16 protein-coding genes are annotated in these 15,090 nt (G+C 36.9%); all 16 read left to right on the plus strand.

What is annotated here, in order from left to right; all coding sequences use genetic code 11:
- The first annotated feature begins 26 nt into the window (after window positions 1-26).
- The 16 genes from AC1RPR_RS04800 (at window position 27) to AC1RPR_RS04875 (ending at window position 15,075) form a co-directional block, all read left to right on the plus strand.
- Window positions 27-740, plus strand: a complete 714-nt coding sequence (locus AC1RPR_RS04800; RefSeq protein ID WP_481761469.1) for a WxL domain-containing protein — start codon at window positions 27-29, stop codon at window positions 738-740.
- Between the two features lie 27 nt (window positions 741-767).
- The gene (locus AC1RPR_RS04805; protein ID WP_481761468.1) at window positions 768-1,529 is read left to right on the plus strand and encodes a WxL domain-containing protein; all 762 of its coding nucleotides are present in this window, start codon (window positions 768-770) and stop codon (window positions 1,527-1,529) included.
- 51 nt (window positions 1,530-1,580) lie between these two features.
- Entirely contained in the window at window positions 1,581-2,330 is a 750-nt protein-coding gene (locus AC1RPR_RS04810) for a WxL domain-containing protein (protein ID WP_481761467.1), read from the plus strand.
- A 57-nt stretch (window positions 2,331-2,387) separates the two neighbouring features.
- On the plus strand, window positions 2,388-3,152 hold the full coding sequence (locus AC1RPR_RS04815) for a WxL domain-containing protein (RefSeq protein WP_481761466.1): 765 nt from the start codon (window positions 2,388-2,390) through the stop codon (window positions 3,150-3,152).
- 39 nt (window positions 3,153-3,191) lie between these two features.
- The gene (locus tag AC1RPR_RS04820) at window positions 3,192-3,797 is read left to right on the plus strand and encodes a WxL domain-containing protein (protein WP_481761465.1); all 606 of its coding nucleotides are present in this window, start codon (window positions 3,192-3,194) and stop codon (window positions 3,795-3,797) included.
- Between the two features lie 32 nt (window positions 3,798-3,829).
- On the plus strand, window positions 3,830-4,615 hold the full coding sequence (locus AC1RPR_RS04825; RefSeq protein ID WP_481762186.1) for a WxL domain-containing protein: 786 nt from the start codon (window positions 3,830-3,832) through the stop codon (window positions 4,613-4,615).
- 31 nt (window positions 4,616-4,646) lie between these two features.
- Window positions 4,647-5,735 (plus strand): WxLIP family cell surface protein, encoded by a 1,089-nt coding sequence (locus tag AC1RPR_RS04830; protein ID WP_481761463.1) that lies wholly within the window; start codon window positions 4,647-4,649, stop codon window positions 5,733-5,735.
- A 22-nt stretch (window positions 5,736-5,757) separates the two neighbouring features.
- Window positions 5,758-6,084, plus strand: a complete 327-nt coding sequence (locus AC1RPR_RS04835; protein WP_481761462.1) for an LPXTG cell wall anchor domain-containing protein — start codon at window positions 5,758-5,760, stop codon at window positions 6,082-6,084.
- 273 nt (window positions 6,085-6,357) lie between these two features.
- Window positions 6,358-7,566, plus strand: coding sequence for an Ig-like domain-containing protein (locus AC1RPR_RS04840; RefSeq protein ID WP_481761461.1), 1,209 nt, complete (start codon window positions 6,358-6,360; stop codon window positions 7,564-7,566).
- A gap of 327 nt (window positions 7,567-7,893) precedes the next feature.
- Window positions 7,894-10,458, plus strand: coding sequence for a hypothetical protein (locus AC1RPR_RS04845; RefSeq protein WP_481761460.1), 2,565 nt, complete (start codon window positions 7,894-7,896; stop codon window positions 10,456-10,458).
- An 86-nt stretch (window positions 10,459-10,544) separates the two neighbouring features.
- The gene (locus AC1RPR_RS04850) at window positions 10,545-11,261 is read left to right on the plus strand and encodes a WxL domain-containing protein (protein WP_481761459.1); all 717 of its coding nucleotides are present in this window, start codon (window positions 10,545-10,547) and stop codon (window positions 11,259-11,261) included.
- Between the two features lie 25 nt (window positions 11,262-11,286).
- Window positions 11,287-12,048: a WxL domain-containing protein gene (locus AC1RPR_RS04855; protein ID WP_481761458.1), complete on the plus strand. Its 762-nt coding sequence runs from the start codon at window positions 11,287-11,289 to the stop codon at window positions 12,046-12,048.
- Window positions 12,049-12,106: 58 nt separating this feature from the next.
- Window positions 12,107-12,856, plus strand: coding sequence for a WxL domain-containing protein (locus AC1RPR_RS04860; protein WP_481761457.1), 750 nt, complete (start codon window positions 12,107-12,109; stop codon window positions 12,854-12,856).
- A 66-nt stretch (window positions 12,857-12,922) separates the two neighbouring features.
- Complete coding sequence (locus AC1RPR_RS04865; RefSeq protein WP_481761456.1) at window positions 12,923-13,663, plus strand: WxL domain-containing protein; 741 nt, start codon at window positions 12,923-12,925, stop codon at window positions 13,661-13,663.
- Between the two features lie 30 nt (window positions 13,664-13,693).
- Window positions 13,694-14,281, plus strand: a complete 588-nt coding sequence (locus tag AC1RPR_RS04870; protein ID WP_481761455.1) for a WxL domain-containing protein — start codon at window positions 13,694-13,696, stop codon at window positions 14,279-14,281.
- A gap of 26 nt (window positions 14,282-14,307) precedes the next feature.
- Window positions 14,308-15,075 carry a WxL domain-containing protein gene (locus AC1RPR_RS04875; RefSeq protein WP_481761453.1) on the plus strand — a complete coding sequence of 256 codons (768 nt, stop codon included), beginning with the start codon at window positions 14,308-14,310 and terminating at the stop codon, window positions 15,073-15,075.
- Window positions 15,076-15,090: the final 15 nt, after the last annotated feature.

Raw genomic sequence — 15,090 nt, forward strand, 5'->3', positions numbered from 1 at the left:
AAAATCTTACGAGGGGAGAAAATACGATGCTAAAAAGAAGTACAATTATGGGGATTCTTTTAGGAAGCATGGTACCTGTTGGTTTCGCCGTAACGCAAGTTTCAGCAAGCGATACAGTGGGCTATCAATCGCATGCGACTATTGAGTTAGTTGGAAGTACTGATGAAACACGACCTGTTAATCCAATTAATCCGACGGATCCGGTAAAACCAGTTAGACCTGTTAATCCGGGGACGCCAGGTCCGTTATCGATTGATTACGTTTCGAACTTACAATTCAGTCAACAAAAAATTTCTGGTAAAGATAGTGTTTATTATGCACAACTTGACCAGTTAGCTGATAAGAACGGTAAAGTCGGAGATTATCCAAACTATGTTCAGATAACGGATAACCGTGGGTCAAATGCAGGGTGGAAATTAACCGTTGCACAGACCAATCCATTTATGAATGGTAAAAATAAATTAGATGGAACGGTTATCACGTTGATGAATGGTGTTGTTAATGGTAGTAACCTGCATAGACCGACGGATAGTCAAGCAGCAATTAAGCCAGATGGTAAGGCAGTTACTGTGATGACAGCTAAGTTGGACAATGGTATGGGGACCTGGACGGATCGTTTTGGTAAAGATAATACAGCTGCTCAACAAAGTATTTCATTGTTTGTTCCAGCTGAGTCGAAAAAAGTAGCAGGGGCTTATAAGTCTGAACTAACATGGACTTTGACAGATGCTAAACTATAAAAAAAGAGATTAGGGGAAATATATATTATGAAAAAAACAAATAAATTATTATTCGCTGCATTACTTGGATTAGGTATTACAGGAACAGCTGTTACAACAGCTAACGCATCAGAAACAAAAGATTATGTATCACATGGTAACGTTGAATTGACTAAAAATGACGGAACAACAGACCCTGGTATTACTGATCCAACAGATCCAGGACATACTATCGATCCAACAGACCCAGTGAACCCAGGTACTGGTGGCCCATTAGCAATTGACTACGTTTCTAACTTTAACTTTGGTACACAAAAAGTAACAGGTAATGATACAACATATAACTCGGAATTAGTTGCAGCAACAACAGATAACCCAACAGCTGGAACTAAAAAAGACCTTGCAAACTTCTTACAAGTTTCAGATAACCGTGGTACAGTATCTGGCTGGAAACTTTCAGTTCAACAATCAAAAGCATTTACAAGTGAAACAACAAAATCAGTATTAGATGGCACAACAATTACGTTATCTAACCCTGAAGCAAATAATGCTGATAAAAATGGTACAAAACCAGCACCATCAATTTTAACAGATAACCTTGCAATTTCTTCTGCATCAGGTGATAAAGTTGTTATGCAAGCTAAAGATGGCGAAGGTTCTGGTACTTGGGTTGAAGCATTCGGTAATGCAACTAAAGACGCTGATAAAGCTAAAGCTTCTGTTAAATTAGCTATCCCTGGTGATAGCAAAAAAGTCGCAGAAAAATACACATCAGATTTAACATGGACACTTACAGACGCTAACTTATAAGAATTAATTCTATCAATAAAAAAAGGTTATTAATTAAAAGGGGAAATTAAAATGAAAACAACTAAAATCGTAACAAGCGCAATTATTTTATCAACATTAGGTTTAACTGCAGCACCAGCTGTACATGCCGCAGACCATACAGAAAATTACACATCATTAGGTAAGATTGGTTTTACAGAAAATGATGATAAAACACCACCCGTTAACCCAGTTGATCCAGATAAACCCGTTGATCCATTAGAACCAACTGTTCCTCCTGTTAGTCCTGGTACTGATGGACCATTATCAATTGATTACGTTTCTAACTTTGATTTTGGTGAAAACAAAATTTCTGGGGACGATACAACTTACTACGCTGCACCTGTCAAAGCAGTTAGTGGTGCTAAATATGCTACTTACTTACAAGTAACGGATAAACGTGGTACTAATGCTGGTTGGAAACTTTCAGTTAAACAAGAAAAACAATTTAATGATGGCTCAGCAGATTTAGATGGTGCAGTATTAAAAATGGGATCACAAAAATTAAATTCTAAAAATATGGATAGTGTAACTAATGCAACAACCCCAGCTATAGCCGATGCTACAATTACAGCAACACCTGGTAGCGCTGTTGAAGTCTTGAATGCAGCTAAGGGTCAAGGTATGGGTACTTGGACAGATTCATTTGGTGTATATGATGCAGATGCTACAAAGGATACAGCAATGAAGGCTGTTTCATTAGCCGTACCTGGTAATTCAGCTAAAGAAGCTAAACCATATACCACTGATTTAACATGGACAATTACTGACGCAGGGATGTAAACCTGTATCAACTAGGTTATTAAAAAATAGAGGGAATCAATAAAAGGGGAAATTAAAATGAAAACAACAAAAATCGTTGCAAGTGCAATTGCGTTAACAACATTAGGTTTGACTGCAGCACCAGCTGTACATGCCGCAAATAATACACAAACATATAATGAAACAGGTAAAGTAGGTTTTGTCGCAGGAAGCACAAGCCCAACAAATCCCACAGATCCAATCGATCCAACAAATCCAATTACACCAGATCCAGATCCAGATCCAATCAAACCTGGTACAGATGGACCTTTATCGATTGATTACATCTCTAATCTTGATTTTGGTGCTGATCATAAGATTTCTGGTTCTACAGAAACTTACTATGCACAACCAATTTCAGCTACAGATAGTAAAGGTGATAAGGTTAAACGTGCTAATTACTTACAAGTAACTGATAACCGTGGTACAAATGGTGGTTGGAAACTTTCAGTAAATCAAGATGCCCAATTTAATGATGGGACTTCTGAGTTGGCTGGTGCGCAATTAAAAATGACCGGTCAAACATTTAATTCTTCAAATATTGGTGACACGACAACAATCCCAACTGCTTTAAATAGTGGTGTTATTACACCAACTGTTGGAAAAGATGTTGAAGTTGTAAGTGCTGCTAAGGGTCAAGGTATGGGTACTTGGACTGATTCATTTGGCACATATGTCGATGGAACAGATACAGATGCTTCAATGAAAGCAATCTCATTAGAAGTACCTGGTAAAACAGCTAAATCAATTGGAACAAGTTACAAAACTAACTTAACATGGACATTAACAGACGCAGGTCTATAAAAAGATTAGAAGTAAGTTAAACCAAAGGGGAAATTAATTATGAAAAAAGCAGCAATTGCAACATCAGCACTTTTAGCAGTTACGTTATTTTCAACATTAGCACCTGCAGCACATGCTGCCGATATTACAAAAGGCACAACAGGTGATGTTAACTTCGTAGCTAATCCAGCTACTGGGGCAGGCGAACTTAAGCTAATCAGTGCACCGAGTGTTGATTTTGGGGATCAAGAAATTAGTGGATCAACAAAAACTTATGAACAAACGTCTTTTGGCGCTAAACCAGAGGATGCTAATATCCAAGTTGATGATAACCGTGGCTCAAATGTCGGTTGGAATTTAACAGTTGCAAATACACAATTTGCCACGGCAACGGGTACGGCACTTGATGGTGCTAAGTTAACCTTAACAAATGGTTCAATTATTAATGGTAATGGGGCAAAGTTTGTGGCTAATCCTGCAGCAACTATGCTTTTAGATGGTTCATCTAAAGCTGTTCCAGCAGTAGATGCAGCTAAAGATAAAGGTATGGGGCCTAACACATTACCTGTTACTAAAGCAACTTTAGAAGTACCTGGTGCAACAAGTAAATTAAATGAAAAATATACATCAACAATTACATGGACATTAAAAGACGCAGCATTATAAAATGCAGAAAGGGATAGGTTAAAACAATGAGCTTGAAAAAAAATATACGACTAGCAGTAGCCATTGTCCCCCTCCTTGCATTTTCGATGATGGTAAATTCAGTAGCCGATGCAGCAGTTGCAACTGATGGAAAAACTGCGATATCATCAGCTAACTTAACATTACTTGAAAAGTCTGGTCCTGTTGATCCGTTAGATCCATCAAAACCAGTGCACCCACTCAATCAAGTTACGCCAACAACTGGAGACTTAAGAATAGATTATATTTCTAGTTTTCATTTTGGGGCACAGGATATCTCGGGGAGTAATAAAACCTACTATGCAACTTTTGATAAAGTAGCTGACATGACTAACCGTCGTGACTCAAGTGGAGTGTGGGACACACAAAACCTAACAGATAAAGATTATTATAATGTACCTAATTACGCCCAGGTCACAAATAATACAACGGGTAATTGGTCATTAGGTGTTAGTAACACTGTTTTTAAAAGTCCTAGCGGGAACGTGCTTAAAGGTGCTGTACTAAATATTAAGAATATCGAAGCACATAGTGAAAATCCAGGTTTAGGGCTAAGCGGGGACTTACCAGGTAACGTTAAACTTACAGGAACTGGTGGTACTCCTGTTTCGGTTGTTAGTACGACAGATGGTAATAGTGATAATCCGTTCGGTACTTGGACACTTGCTATGGGTACTGATAAAGCGGGAACTAACTCTACAGGAAACGATGCAGTGTCGTTATTTGTTCCTGGTACCACTGTGAAAACAAAAGAAGCTTATACATCAACGTTGAAATGGACATTGATAGCGGCTCCATAAAGCTAATTTGAAAAGAAAGAGGATTTTTACATTGAATAAAAAATTTTTTGGAATCATAATGGCGTTTGTGGCAGGATTGGTTTTATTTAGTGGACAAGTTCAAAAAGCGAACGCTGCTGAAATGAACTTTGCCGTTACTGCAAATCTTCCAAGTAATCAAGTTGATAAGCGCCAAACCTATTTTAATTTAAAAATGAAGCCTAATCAGAAACAAGATGTTACTGTCACATTGAAAAATTCGACTAATAAAGCAGTTGTCGTAATGGCTGAGGCAAATACAGCTGTAACCAACGATAACGGTGTGGTTGAATATAGTCATGTGAAACCAAAACTTGATAAAACAATGGTAAATCCTCTATCTTCAATTGTTAAGTCGGATAAAGAAGTGACAATTCCAGCCAAGAAAAGTGTTGTGCATACGTTCCATATCACAATGCCCGCTAAGAAATTTAATGGCGAAATCGATGGTGGATTATACTTCTATGAAAAGATCGACAAAGATAGTGAAAAAAAATCAAAGAGTAACGTTCAAATTAAAAACCGTTATGCATTTGTGATTGGGACAACGTTAACTGAAACAGATGATGTTGTTAAACCTGATATGAAATTACTTAAAATTGAACCAGGTTCAGTTAATTTCCGTAATACATTGAAGGTAAATTTACAAAACCCAACAACAACACCTATTCGTAATTTAAAGGTAGCCGGAAAAGTCTATTCAAGAAATGGGGATGAAGCCTTACATGCTTCAACCACTTCGAATATGACAATGGCTCCCAATACGAATTTTAATTATGGTATTTTTTGGGACAACCAACCCTTTAAACCTGGTAAGTACCGTCTAGAAATGACGGCAACTTCTGGTGTGAATAAGTGGAAATGGACTGAAAACTTCACAATTGATGGCGCAACGGCAGATAAATTGAACGAAAAGGCAGTTGACTTAGAAAAAGATTATACAATGTGGTATATTCTTGCAGGAATCTTCTTACTTCTACTTGTATTATTGATTATTTGGTTCTTAGTTCGTCGTAATAAAAAAGATAAAGAAGAAGCTGTCGCAGAAGCAAAACGACAAATTTTATCAGAATTACAAACTGGTGAAAAAGAAGATAAGTAGTCGAAATGGGTGAGGTATGGTTATGGGGAAAAAAATAACGAGTACTTTAGTAATTGGTCTTTTGGGGTTATCTTTTAGTTTAGGTGCATTCGGTAATACCGCAGAAGCGGCTAGTTATACAAGTGAAATGGGAATTGAATTTGTAGGTAAAATGCCAACAACTTCTCAGGTGACACCAGATCCAGACGGGAGAACACCTGTCTCAAAGAATGTTGCATCGAATCAAAACAGATTACCTCAAACCGGTGAAATAAAAGGATCAGGATTATCAATGATAGGATTTATTCTTTTATCAACCGCAGGATTAATTGGATGGGTTAAATATAACGATTCAAAGCAATCAAAATAAAGAATAGTTAAAATTAAAGTAGGCTACCTTCGTATTTATATGAAGATAGCTTATTTTTTTTGCTTATTATCTAAGTCCAATTTAGTTAAAATTAAAAATATACTAGTGGTTAAATTTGCAAAAGAAAGCGTTAACATGATAAGCTGTGTTTAAGGTATTAATAAAAAAATAAATATAAATATAAGGAGGTATTAGTAATGCTCTAACTAATTTTTTTATGGAGGGCCTGTATCAAATAATTGTTTATAAACCAAAATAGAGGAGATGAATAAAATGAACAAAGTAGAAATGAGTCAGACAAAGAAGAATGTGATTAAAACGGTAGCGGTGGTTGGATTATTGAATTCAGTAATGATTTTAGGGGTAGCTAATAATTCCGTAGATGCTAGTAACCATGAAAAGCAGGTGGCGACAGCTAAAGTAGGTACGAAAGAATTAGGTGTTATTACAAGAGGCTCAATGAAAGTATCTGGAACGGGTGCAAGTGGTCTACACTTACAAGGTAATAATACAGTGACAACAGGTACATTAGATTTTGATTATGAAGGAAAGTCGATTATTTCGGCAGGAATTAATGAATCGACAGACTATGTCTTGTCAGTTCCTTCAGAGTTAGTTCCACTTTTTAACCATGATTCGTTCAATAATTATATAACAGGAAATTTCCAATTTAATAACGGAAGTAAATATACGTATAATAAAAATGATATCCGAGTTGAGGATAATGGTAAAACATTACGAATCAAAAATCCATCTCATTCTTGGATTGCATTTGCCGACTTCAAAGTTCATTTATCTCTTGATATTGGGCAAATGGTAACAGATACAGGTATCAGAGTAGCGGACGCAGAAAATAACTCAAGTTATATATTTAATAGTGGTTTAGTAAAAAATGGTGCGCCAATTGATTGGGACGTGTTGGGTTCATATAATGCTTCTGACACGTTGCCAACATATCACCTAGACCCGGGTTGGGCACTTTTGAAAGAAATTCCAACCGTTGAAACAATTTTTGATACAGATACAACGGTATCAGGTCGTGGTGTTCCAGGTGCTAAAATTGAAGTTAAAGTTGGCGATAAAGTTATAGGGACAGGTATCGTTGATGAAAATGGACTTTACGAAGTTACTATTCCTAAACAACATGAAGATACAACAGTTAGTGTTCGTCAGAATACAGGTGTTGGTTGGAGTGATGTGAAAACTACGGTAGTTAAGCATAAAGATGTTACGATTGCTAAACCAACTGTTGATTCTTATTATCAAAGTGATAAATATTTAACAGGTACTGGAGAAACAGCTGGAAATACAATTATTATTGCTGATGCAAGCGGTAATGAAATTGCTAGAACAGTCGTACAGTCAGATCTTAGTTTCTCTGTACAAATTCCAGAACAAGGAGCCTATACACTTCTTTATATAACTGAAACAAATGGGACAGAAATAAGTCTTGCAACGGTAGTTCCAGTTCGTGAAGGGTAACCAAAATAAACTGTAAATTGGCAAAAGTAATTCATCATTTTTTTTGATGAATTACTTTTGTATTAAAACAAAATCGATAAAGCGGTTACTTCATAAATTAGATAAATATTTTTTAATTAAAAAAATATGTTTACATTTAAATAGATTATAGGTAAACTGGCTATGTCGCAGTAACCAGATAATAAGTTTGCGATTAGGTTACAGCTAAGTTAACGAATAAATCTATTAGGAGGGACTAGGGGGTCACAACTAATCAGCTAGACTAATGAGTTAAATATAGTAATGTTAGGTATAAATAGGCAGCAACTATAGGGGGAGGACTAAACAATGAAAGGGCATAACAGTAATAAAAAAGAACGAATCTCAGCAACGTTAATGACGGGAATTATCTTAGCAGGAGTGATGACAGGTAGCATTGTTAACGTGGTTAACAATGAGGGCCCAGGAACTTCTGTCCAAGCTAAAGAGCTAGATGAAACCGTTAAACCTCAAACAGCATCTTCTGAAAAAACAACCGAAAAAAGTACATCGATAAAAGCAACAAAAGAAGAAATAACAAGCGAAGTAGCAACTAAAGAAGAAGTAACGAAAGCACCAACAAAAAAAGTAGCAACGACTAAAAAAAGTGAGACAGCAGTACCAGCTGCTGGTTATGTTGGTCCATCACAAGGGGCCATTAATACTCAGTGGAGTACTACCGATGTGGCATCAAATTCTAAAAATGAGTATGTGTCACTTACAGGAGGCGGGAAGTTAGTAAATGGTGTTCCAACAAACAACGCGGGAAAAGCAGATGATACAGCGACTCCTGTTTTATATTTTGGTAATGCAGCATTTAATTTCCAACCAAGTGCGCTGACAAATAACGATTCTTACAGTGAACAGGGTAATGCATCTAGTTGGGCATTTACGAAGGTTGGTGCCAGTGGAAGAAATCCTAATCCAAGAAAGTCTTATGGAATTATCATTAATAATGCTATTCCAAAAGATCGTGGATATGGGTATGCAGCAGAAAGTAACACGACGCCTAATACAATTGAAAGTGCTGTAAAACTTGGACCAATTACAGATTACCATCTTTATAAAAATAATGATGGTACTGGATTCAAAGCTACAATGTACGATGTAACATATAAGGTGAGCTATACATTTGAAGAAATGTATGATGCAGCAGGTGGTATATATAGTTATTTCAGTATCACAAATAATGATACTGCAACTCGAGCTATTGGTGCAGCTCAGGGGGTCGATACTTTGGTTGATAAGGATGACGTCCCTGTAAAAAGTTTGGGACCTAACAATGGATTTAAAATGGTAAGTGATAAACATACCTTGAATTACAGATTGAAGGATCCCGGTAATAATACTAGCTTGGGTGGTTGGACTAATTATTCAGCTGGGAAAGCTACCGGTACTGGTATATTAGATATATCAAATATAAGTAGTTATTTCAAAGGTGGAGCTGTAGGAACTGGAATGGAGACATCAGTGCTTGATAAAATTATAGCTATCAACGACATTAGTCAGCCAGATACTCCGTTTAAGGGAGATAGTGCTTTTGTAATAAAAGCTAATCCTAAAACGTTAGCCCCAGGAGAAACATTAACGACAGGTTCTTACTTAACTTATAAAGAAACGACACCAAGTATTCCACCTGTTGCAACTGTAACACCATCAACAATTAATGCTTATGCGGATCAAACAGATTCATTTAAAATTGTAGGTAAAGTTTCAGATGAAGATAGTACAAAGGGATACATTCAAATTAAGTATCCAGATGGGTCAATATCATCGCCAGCAGAGAATACTTATGAAACAACAAAAGATGGTGTCGATTATTCTGCAAAGATTGACCCTACAAAATTAAAAGTAGGTGCAAATAAAGTTATAGTAACTGCGATTGATGCTGGAGGTACCGAACAATTAAAACCAGTTACCGTAACTGTCAACTTATTCAAGTTGGGTGCAACTGCTATTCCACAAAAAATTGATGTTGGCGGAACCGTTACAATAGATGAAACAAAATTAATCAAAGATTTAACAATTATGAATACTAATAAACATACATTAGAAATTGATCCTACAAATCCATCAAATAAACCACTTGATAACACAAAAGTTGGTTTCTATATACAAGATATGATTTTGACGGATACGGATGTGACACCTAATGAAACTGCTAAAGTTGCCGTTCCTGTCAATGTAATAGATGGTGATACCGTCGTTGATGGTGATTCTGTAGTTTACGCTAAGGATTTTAGTACGGACAGTAAATCTATCTCGGGATTAACAGAGACTAAATTAAATGAGTTCATATTAACAGAGAGTTCGGCTAAAGGTTGGATACTATCAACTGGTGCTGATTCTAAAGTTACAGTTAAATCAACGACACTTACACCAACTTCTAGTGCTGGTGACTATGAAGCAGTTATTGTAAATGCTCAGGGTGTTGAAAAAACGATTAAGATCACAGTTGCAGGTGGTGGTTTAGCAATTACTGCAGCCTCTGATGAAATGACTTTTGGTTCAAAAGATGGGGTAATGTTGCCTTACAGTGGAGAAAATTTCAATCTTCAACGTACTGCTGAAAATACTGTATCAATTTCTAATCTAGGCAAAACAGCTTGGACATTGAAGGCTAGCGTTTCAAAACCTTTAACAGATGGATCTAACACATTGAAAGGTGTTTTGAAATATATAGATGCAACTGGAACTGCACAAGATTTAGATACTGGTAGTACAGAGGTTGGTTCAGGTCAGACAGAAGAAACTAAAGATGTCACTTGGGCAGCCGATAAAGGTGTTGTTGCTGAACTTAATGGAAGCAACATGTCACTTAAAGCAGGTAAGTATGCAGGGGAAATAACATGGACACTAACGGATGCGCCTTAATCCTAATCCTTGCTTAATTAACGTTAATCATTAGCATTTTGCTAATATTATAAAAACATCAAAATCTGACGAGGGGAGTAGATACGATGATAAAAAGAAAGTTAATTTTGGGAGTTCTTTTAGGTAGTATGGTACCGGCTGGTTTTACCGTAACGCAAGCTTTGGCAAGCGAAACAGTGAATTATCAGTCGCATGCAACTATTGAATTCGTGAAAAATACTGACGGTACACCGCCAGTTGATCCAACAAATCCAACTGATCCGTTAAAACCGGTTAAACCAGTTAATCCTGGAACAGATGGACCATTATCAATTGATTACGTTTCGAACTTACAATTTAGTCAACAACAAATTTCTGGTAAAGACAGTGTTTATTATGCACAACTTGACCAGTTAGTTGATAAAAACGGTAAGGTTGGGGAATATCCAAACTATGTTCAAGTAACGGATAATCGTGGTTCAAACGCAGGCTGGAAACTAACTGTTGCACAGACCAATCCATTTATGAATGGTAAAAATAAATTAGATGGAACGATTATTACGTTAATGAATGGAACAACTAACGGAAGTAGTAATATGAGTCAGCCGACAGCTAGTCAAGCAGCCATCAATCCAGATGGCAAAGCAGTTACTGTGATGACAGCCAAGGTCGACAAAGGTATGGGAACATGGACAGACCGTTTTGGTAAAGATAATACAGCTGCCAAACAAAGTGTGTCATTACTTGTTCCAGCTGAATCAAACAAAGTAGCAGGGGCTTATAAGTCTGAATTAACATGGACTTTGACAGATGCTAACTTATAAAAAAGGTTATATAAAGGGGAAATAAATGATGAAAAATTCAAGTAAATTATTATTAAGTACATTATTAGGCGTAGGTGTGACAGGTGCCATTATGACAACTGCTCATGCATCTGAAACACAAACATATACATCACACGGTAAAATTGAATTGACTAAAAATGATGGTACAACAGATCCTGGTATTACGGATCCAACAGATCCTGGACATACTATTGATCCAACAGATCCTACAAACCCAACAGATCCAGGTACTGGTGGCCCATTATCAATCGATTATGTTTCTAACTTTAACTTTGGTGCTCAAAAGATGTCAGGTAACAACGAAACATATGACTCTCAATTAGTGACAGTTAAAGATGCATCCGGAGCTGATAAAGATCTTGCAAACTTCCTACAAGTTTCAGATAACCGTGGAACAGTAGCAGGTTGGAAACTTACTGTTCAACAAGCAAAAGCATTTACAAGTGAAACAACAAAATCAGAATTAGATGGGACAACAATTACGTTATCTAATCCTGAAGCAACTAATGCTGATAATAACGCATCAAAACCAAAACCAACATTAACAAATAGCGTTGACATTTCAGCTACATCAGGGGACAAAGTTGTTATGCAAGCAAAAGATGGCGCAGGTTCTGGTACATGGTCTGAATCCTTTGGTAACGCAACAACAGATGCTGCTAAAGCCAAAGCTTCTGTTAAATTAGCTATCCCTGGTGATAGTAAAAAAGTTGCAGAAAAATACACATCAGATATTACATGGACACTTACAGACGCTAACTTATAAAATCTAAATTAGTCAATAAAAAATAAAAATGGTTATTAATTAAAAGGGGAAATAAATTATGAAAACAACTAAAATCGTTACAAGCGCAATTATTTTATCAACATTAGGTTTAGCTGCAGCACCTGCAGTACATGCTGCAGATTATACATCAACAGGTAAGGTTGGATTTATGGAAAATACAGATCCAACAACACCCGTTGATCCAACGGATCCAACAGGCCCAGTAGGCCCAACGGATCCAACAGACCCAGATAATCCTCAACCAGGAACACCTGGCCCATTATCAATTGATTACGTTTCTAACTTTGATTTTGGTTCAAAAAATAAGGTTTCTGGAGACGATACAACTTACTACGCTGCACCTGTTAAATTAGCTGATAAAGATGGTAAAGAAGTTACAAGAGCTAACTACCTACAAGTAACAGATAAACGTGGATCAAATAAAGGCTGGAAATTGTCAGTTAAACAAGTAAAACAATTTAACGATAGTAAGACTGATTTAGATGGCGCACAGCTAAGTATGGGAACACAAACTTTAAATTCTAAAAATATTGGCGGAACAACAGATCCAGCTATAGCTAAAGCTACAATTACAACATCAATTGGTGCTGACGTTGCTGTCTTAGATGCTGGTAAGGATCAAGGTATGGGGACTTGGACAGATTCATTTGGTGTCTACGATGCTGATGCTACAAAAGATACAGCAAGTAAAGCTGTCTCATTGAAAGTACCTGGTAATTCAGCTAAAACGGTCGGTTCATCATATACAACAGATTTAACATGGACATTAACAGACGCTGGTTTATAAAATTAAGTCATATCACTTTCTAATAGGCTACAAAAAAATAGGGAATTAAAAAAAGGGGAAATTAAAATGAAAACAACTAAAATCGTAACAAGCGCAATCGTATTAACAACATTAGGTTTAATTGCAGCACCAGCTGTAAATGCAGCAACAGTAGGATCACTTCCAACAAAAGGTAGCGTTGGTTTTACAGATAATACAGATCCAACAGGTCCAGTTGATCCAACAGATCCAACAGATCCAGTTGACCCAACAGACCCTCCAATTAACCCAGGAACAAATGGTCCATTATCATTAGATTATGTTTCAAACTTTGATTTTGGTTCAAAAAATAAAGTTTCTGGTAGTGATACAACTTACTACGCAGCTCCTGTTGAAATAACAGATTCTAAAGGAACAGCAAAAGAAGTAGCTAACTACTTACAAGTAACAGATAACCGTGGATCAAATGCTGGTTGGACAGTTAATGTTAAGCAAGAAGGCGCATTTACTGACGGTACAAAAGAATTAACTGGTGCTCAATTGAGTATGAAAGATCAAACATTTAATTCAACAAATATGGATGCGACAACAACACCATCAATAATTGGTGATAAAGATAATAATAGTGTCGTTGCTCCTACAGTTGGTAGCGATGTTAAGGTTGTTACTGCTACAGACGGTCAAGGAATGGGAACATGGACTGATTCATTTGGTAAAGATGCTAAAGCTAAAGCCGTTTCATTAACAGTACCTGGTAAAACAGCTAAAAATCTTGGAACAATATATACAACAGATTTAACATGGACATTAACAGACGCAAACTTATAAAAATTGGGTTAACAAAAGGGGAAATAAATTATGAAGAAAACAGCAATTGCAACAGCAGCACTTTTAACCGTTACTTTGTTTTCAACAGTAGCACCAGCAGTACATGCTGCTGATGTAACATTACCTTCATCAGGTGATGTCAACTTTGTAGCTGATCCTGCTACTGGAGCTGGAGAAATTAAATTGACAAAGGCACCAAGTGTTGATTTTGGAGATCAAAAAATTAGTGGATCAGATGCAAAATATGATGCAGCTACTATTACAGATTCTATCGTTGTTGATGACAACCGTGGTTCAAATGAAGGTTGGAAATTAACAGTTGCCAACACACAGTTTACCGGCTCAAAAGAATTAGCTGGGGCTAAGTTAACATTGACGCCTGGAACTGTTTCTAATAATAATGGGGCAAGTTATAATGCTACCCAACCAACAGCGGATATGGTTTTAGACGGATCTAGTCAAAGTGTTGCAGTAGTAGATGCAGCTAAAGACATGGGTATGGGTACTAACACGTTACCTGTTACTAAGGCAACCTTAGACGTACCTGGTGCATCAACTAAATTAAAAGAAAAATATACATCAGTAATTACATGGACGTTAAACGACGCACCATTATAGGATGCAGAAAGGGATAGGTTAAAACAATGAGCTTGAAAAAAAACTTACGACTAGTAGTAGCCATTGTCCCCCTCCTTGCAATTTCAATAATGGGAAATTCAGTGGCTGATGCAGCAGTAGCGCCTGATGGAAAAACTGCAACCACAGCGGCTAACTTAACATTACTTGCAAAGTCTGGTCCAGTTGATCCATTAGATCCGACAAAACCAGTACAACCAATTAATCCAGTTACGCCAACTACTGGTGACCTGAGGATAGATTATATTTCTGATTTACATTTTGGTACTCAGAAAATTTCAGGAAATAAAAAATCTTATTATGCTGCTTTTGATAAAGTAGCTGATTTAACAGGACATCGTGATGAAGCTACAGGTGAGTGGGTTATAGATAAGCTCACGGATGCAGATTATAGGGATGTACCTAATTACGTTCAGGTTACAAATAATACGACAGGAAACTGGTCGTTGACGGTTAGTAACACATCATTTAAAAGTGGTGCTAATGAACTTAAGGGTACTGTGCTTACAATAAAAAATGTAGCATCGAAAACAGATAACGGAGATCCTGATGCCGGTTTATTTACCGATAGTATATTATTAAAAGGTGACGGTGCATCATATCAAGTAGTAGATCCAACTGCCAATACTAATCCCACAGGGACCTGGACAATAGCAATGGGTGATGCAACAACAGGTAATAAATCAGCGAGATTGGATGTGCCTGGCCCGGCTGAAAAAGTAGCTGGTGAAACATATACGTCGACATTAAACTGGACATTGACGGCGGCTCCATAAAGTTAATTTGAGAAG

This window comes from Dellaglioa sp. CoH-57-MRSF-22 (assembly GCF_056781895.1).

Excerpts from the sequence above, each read along its gene's own strand:
- AC1RPR_RS04800 (WP_481761469.1), top strand. The coding sequence starts at position 27 with ATGCTAAAAAGAAGTACAATTATGGGGATTCTTTTAGGAAGCATGGTA.
- AC1RPR_RS04805 (WP_481761468.1), top strand. The coding sequence starts at position 768 with ATGAAAAAAACAAATAAATTATTATTCGCTGCATTACTTGGATTAGGT.
- AC1RPR_RS04810 (WP_481761467.1), top strand. The coding sequence starts at position 1,581 with ATGAAAACAACTAAAATCGTAACAAGCGCAATTATTTTATCAACATTA.
- AC1RPR_RS04815 (WP_481761466.1), top strand. The coding sequence starts at position 2,388 with ATGAAAACAACAAAAATCGTTGCAAGTGCAATTGCGTTAACAACATTA.
- AC1RPR_RS04820 (WP_481761465.1), top strand. The coding sequence starts at position 3,192 with ATGAAAAAAGCAGCAATTGCAACATCAGCACTTTTAGCAGTTACGTTA.
- AC1RPR_RS04835 (WP_481761462.1), top strand. The coding sequence starts at position 5,758 with ATGGGGAAAAAAATAACGAGTACTTTAGTAATTGGTCTTTTGGGGTTA.
- AC1RPR_RS04840 (WP_481761461.1), top strand. The coding sequence starts at position 6,358 with ATGAACAAAGTAGAAATGAGTCAGACAAAGAAGAATGTGATTAAAACG.
- AC1RPR_RS04845 (WP_481761460.1), top strand. The coding sequence starts at position 7,894 with ATGAAAGGGCATAACAGTAATAAAAAAGAACGAATCTCAGCAACGTTA.
- AC1RPR_RS04850 (WP_481761459.1), top strand. The coding sequence starts at position 10,545 with ATGATAAAAAGAAAGTTAATTTTGGGAGTTCTTTTAGGTAGTATGGTA.
- AC1RPR_RS04855 (WP_481761458.1), top strand. The coding sequence starts at position 11,287 with ATGATGAAAAATTCAAGTAAATTATTATTAAGTACATTATTAGGCGTA.
- AC1RPR_RS04860 (WP_481761457.1), top strand. The coding sequence starts at position 12,107 with ATGAAAACAACTAAAATCGTTACAAGCGCAATTATTTTATCAACATTA.
- AC1RPR_RS04865 (WP_481761456.1), top strand. The coding sequence starts at position 12,923 with ATGAAAACAACTAAAATCGTAACAAGCGCAATCGTATTAACAACATTA.
- AC1RPR_RS04870 (WP_481761455.1), top strand. The coding sequence starts at position 13,694 with ATGAAGAAAACAGCAATTGCAACAGCAGCACTTTTAACCGTTACTTTG.
- AC1RPR_RS04875 (WP_481761453.1), top strand. The coding sequence starts at position 14,308 with ATGAGCTTGAAAAAAAACTTACGACTAGTAGTAGCCATTGTCCCCCTC.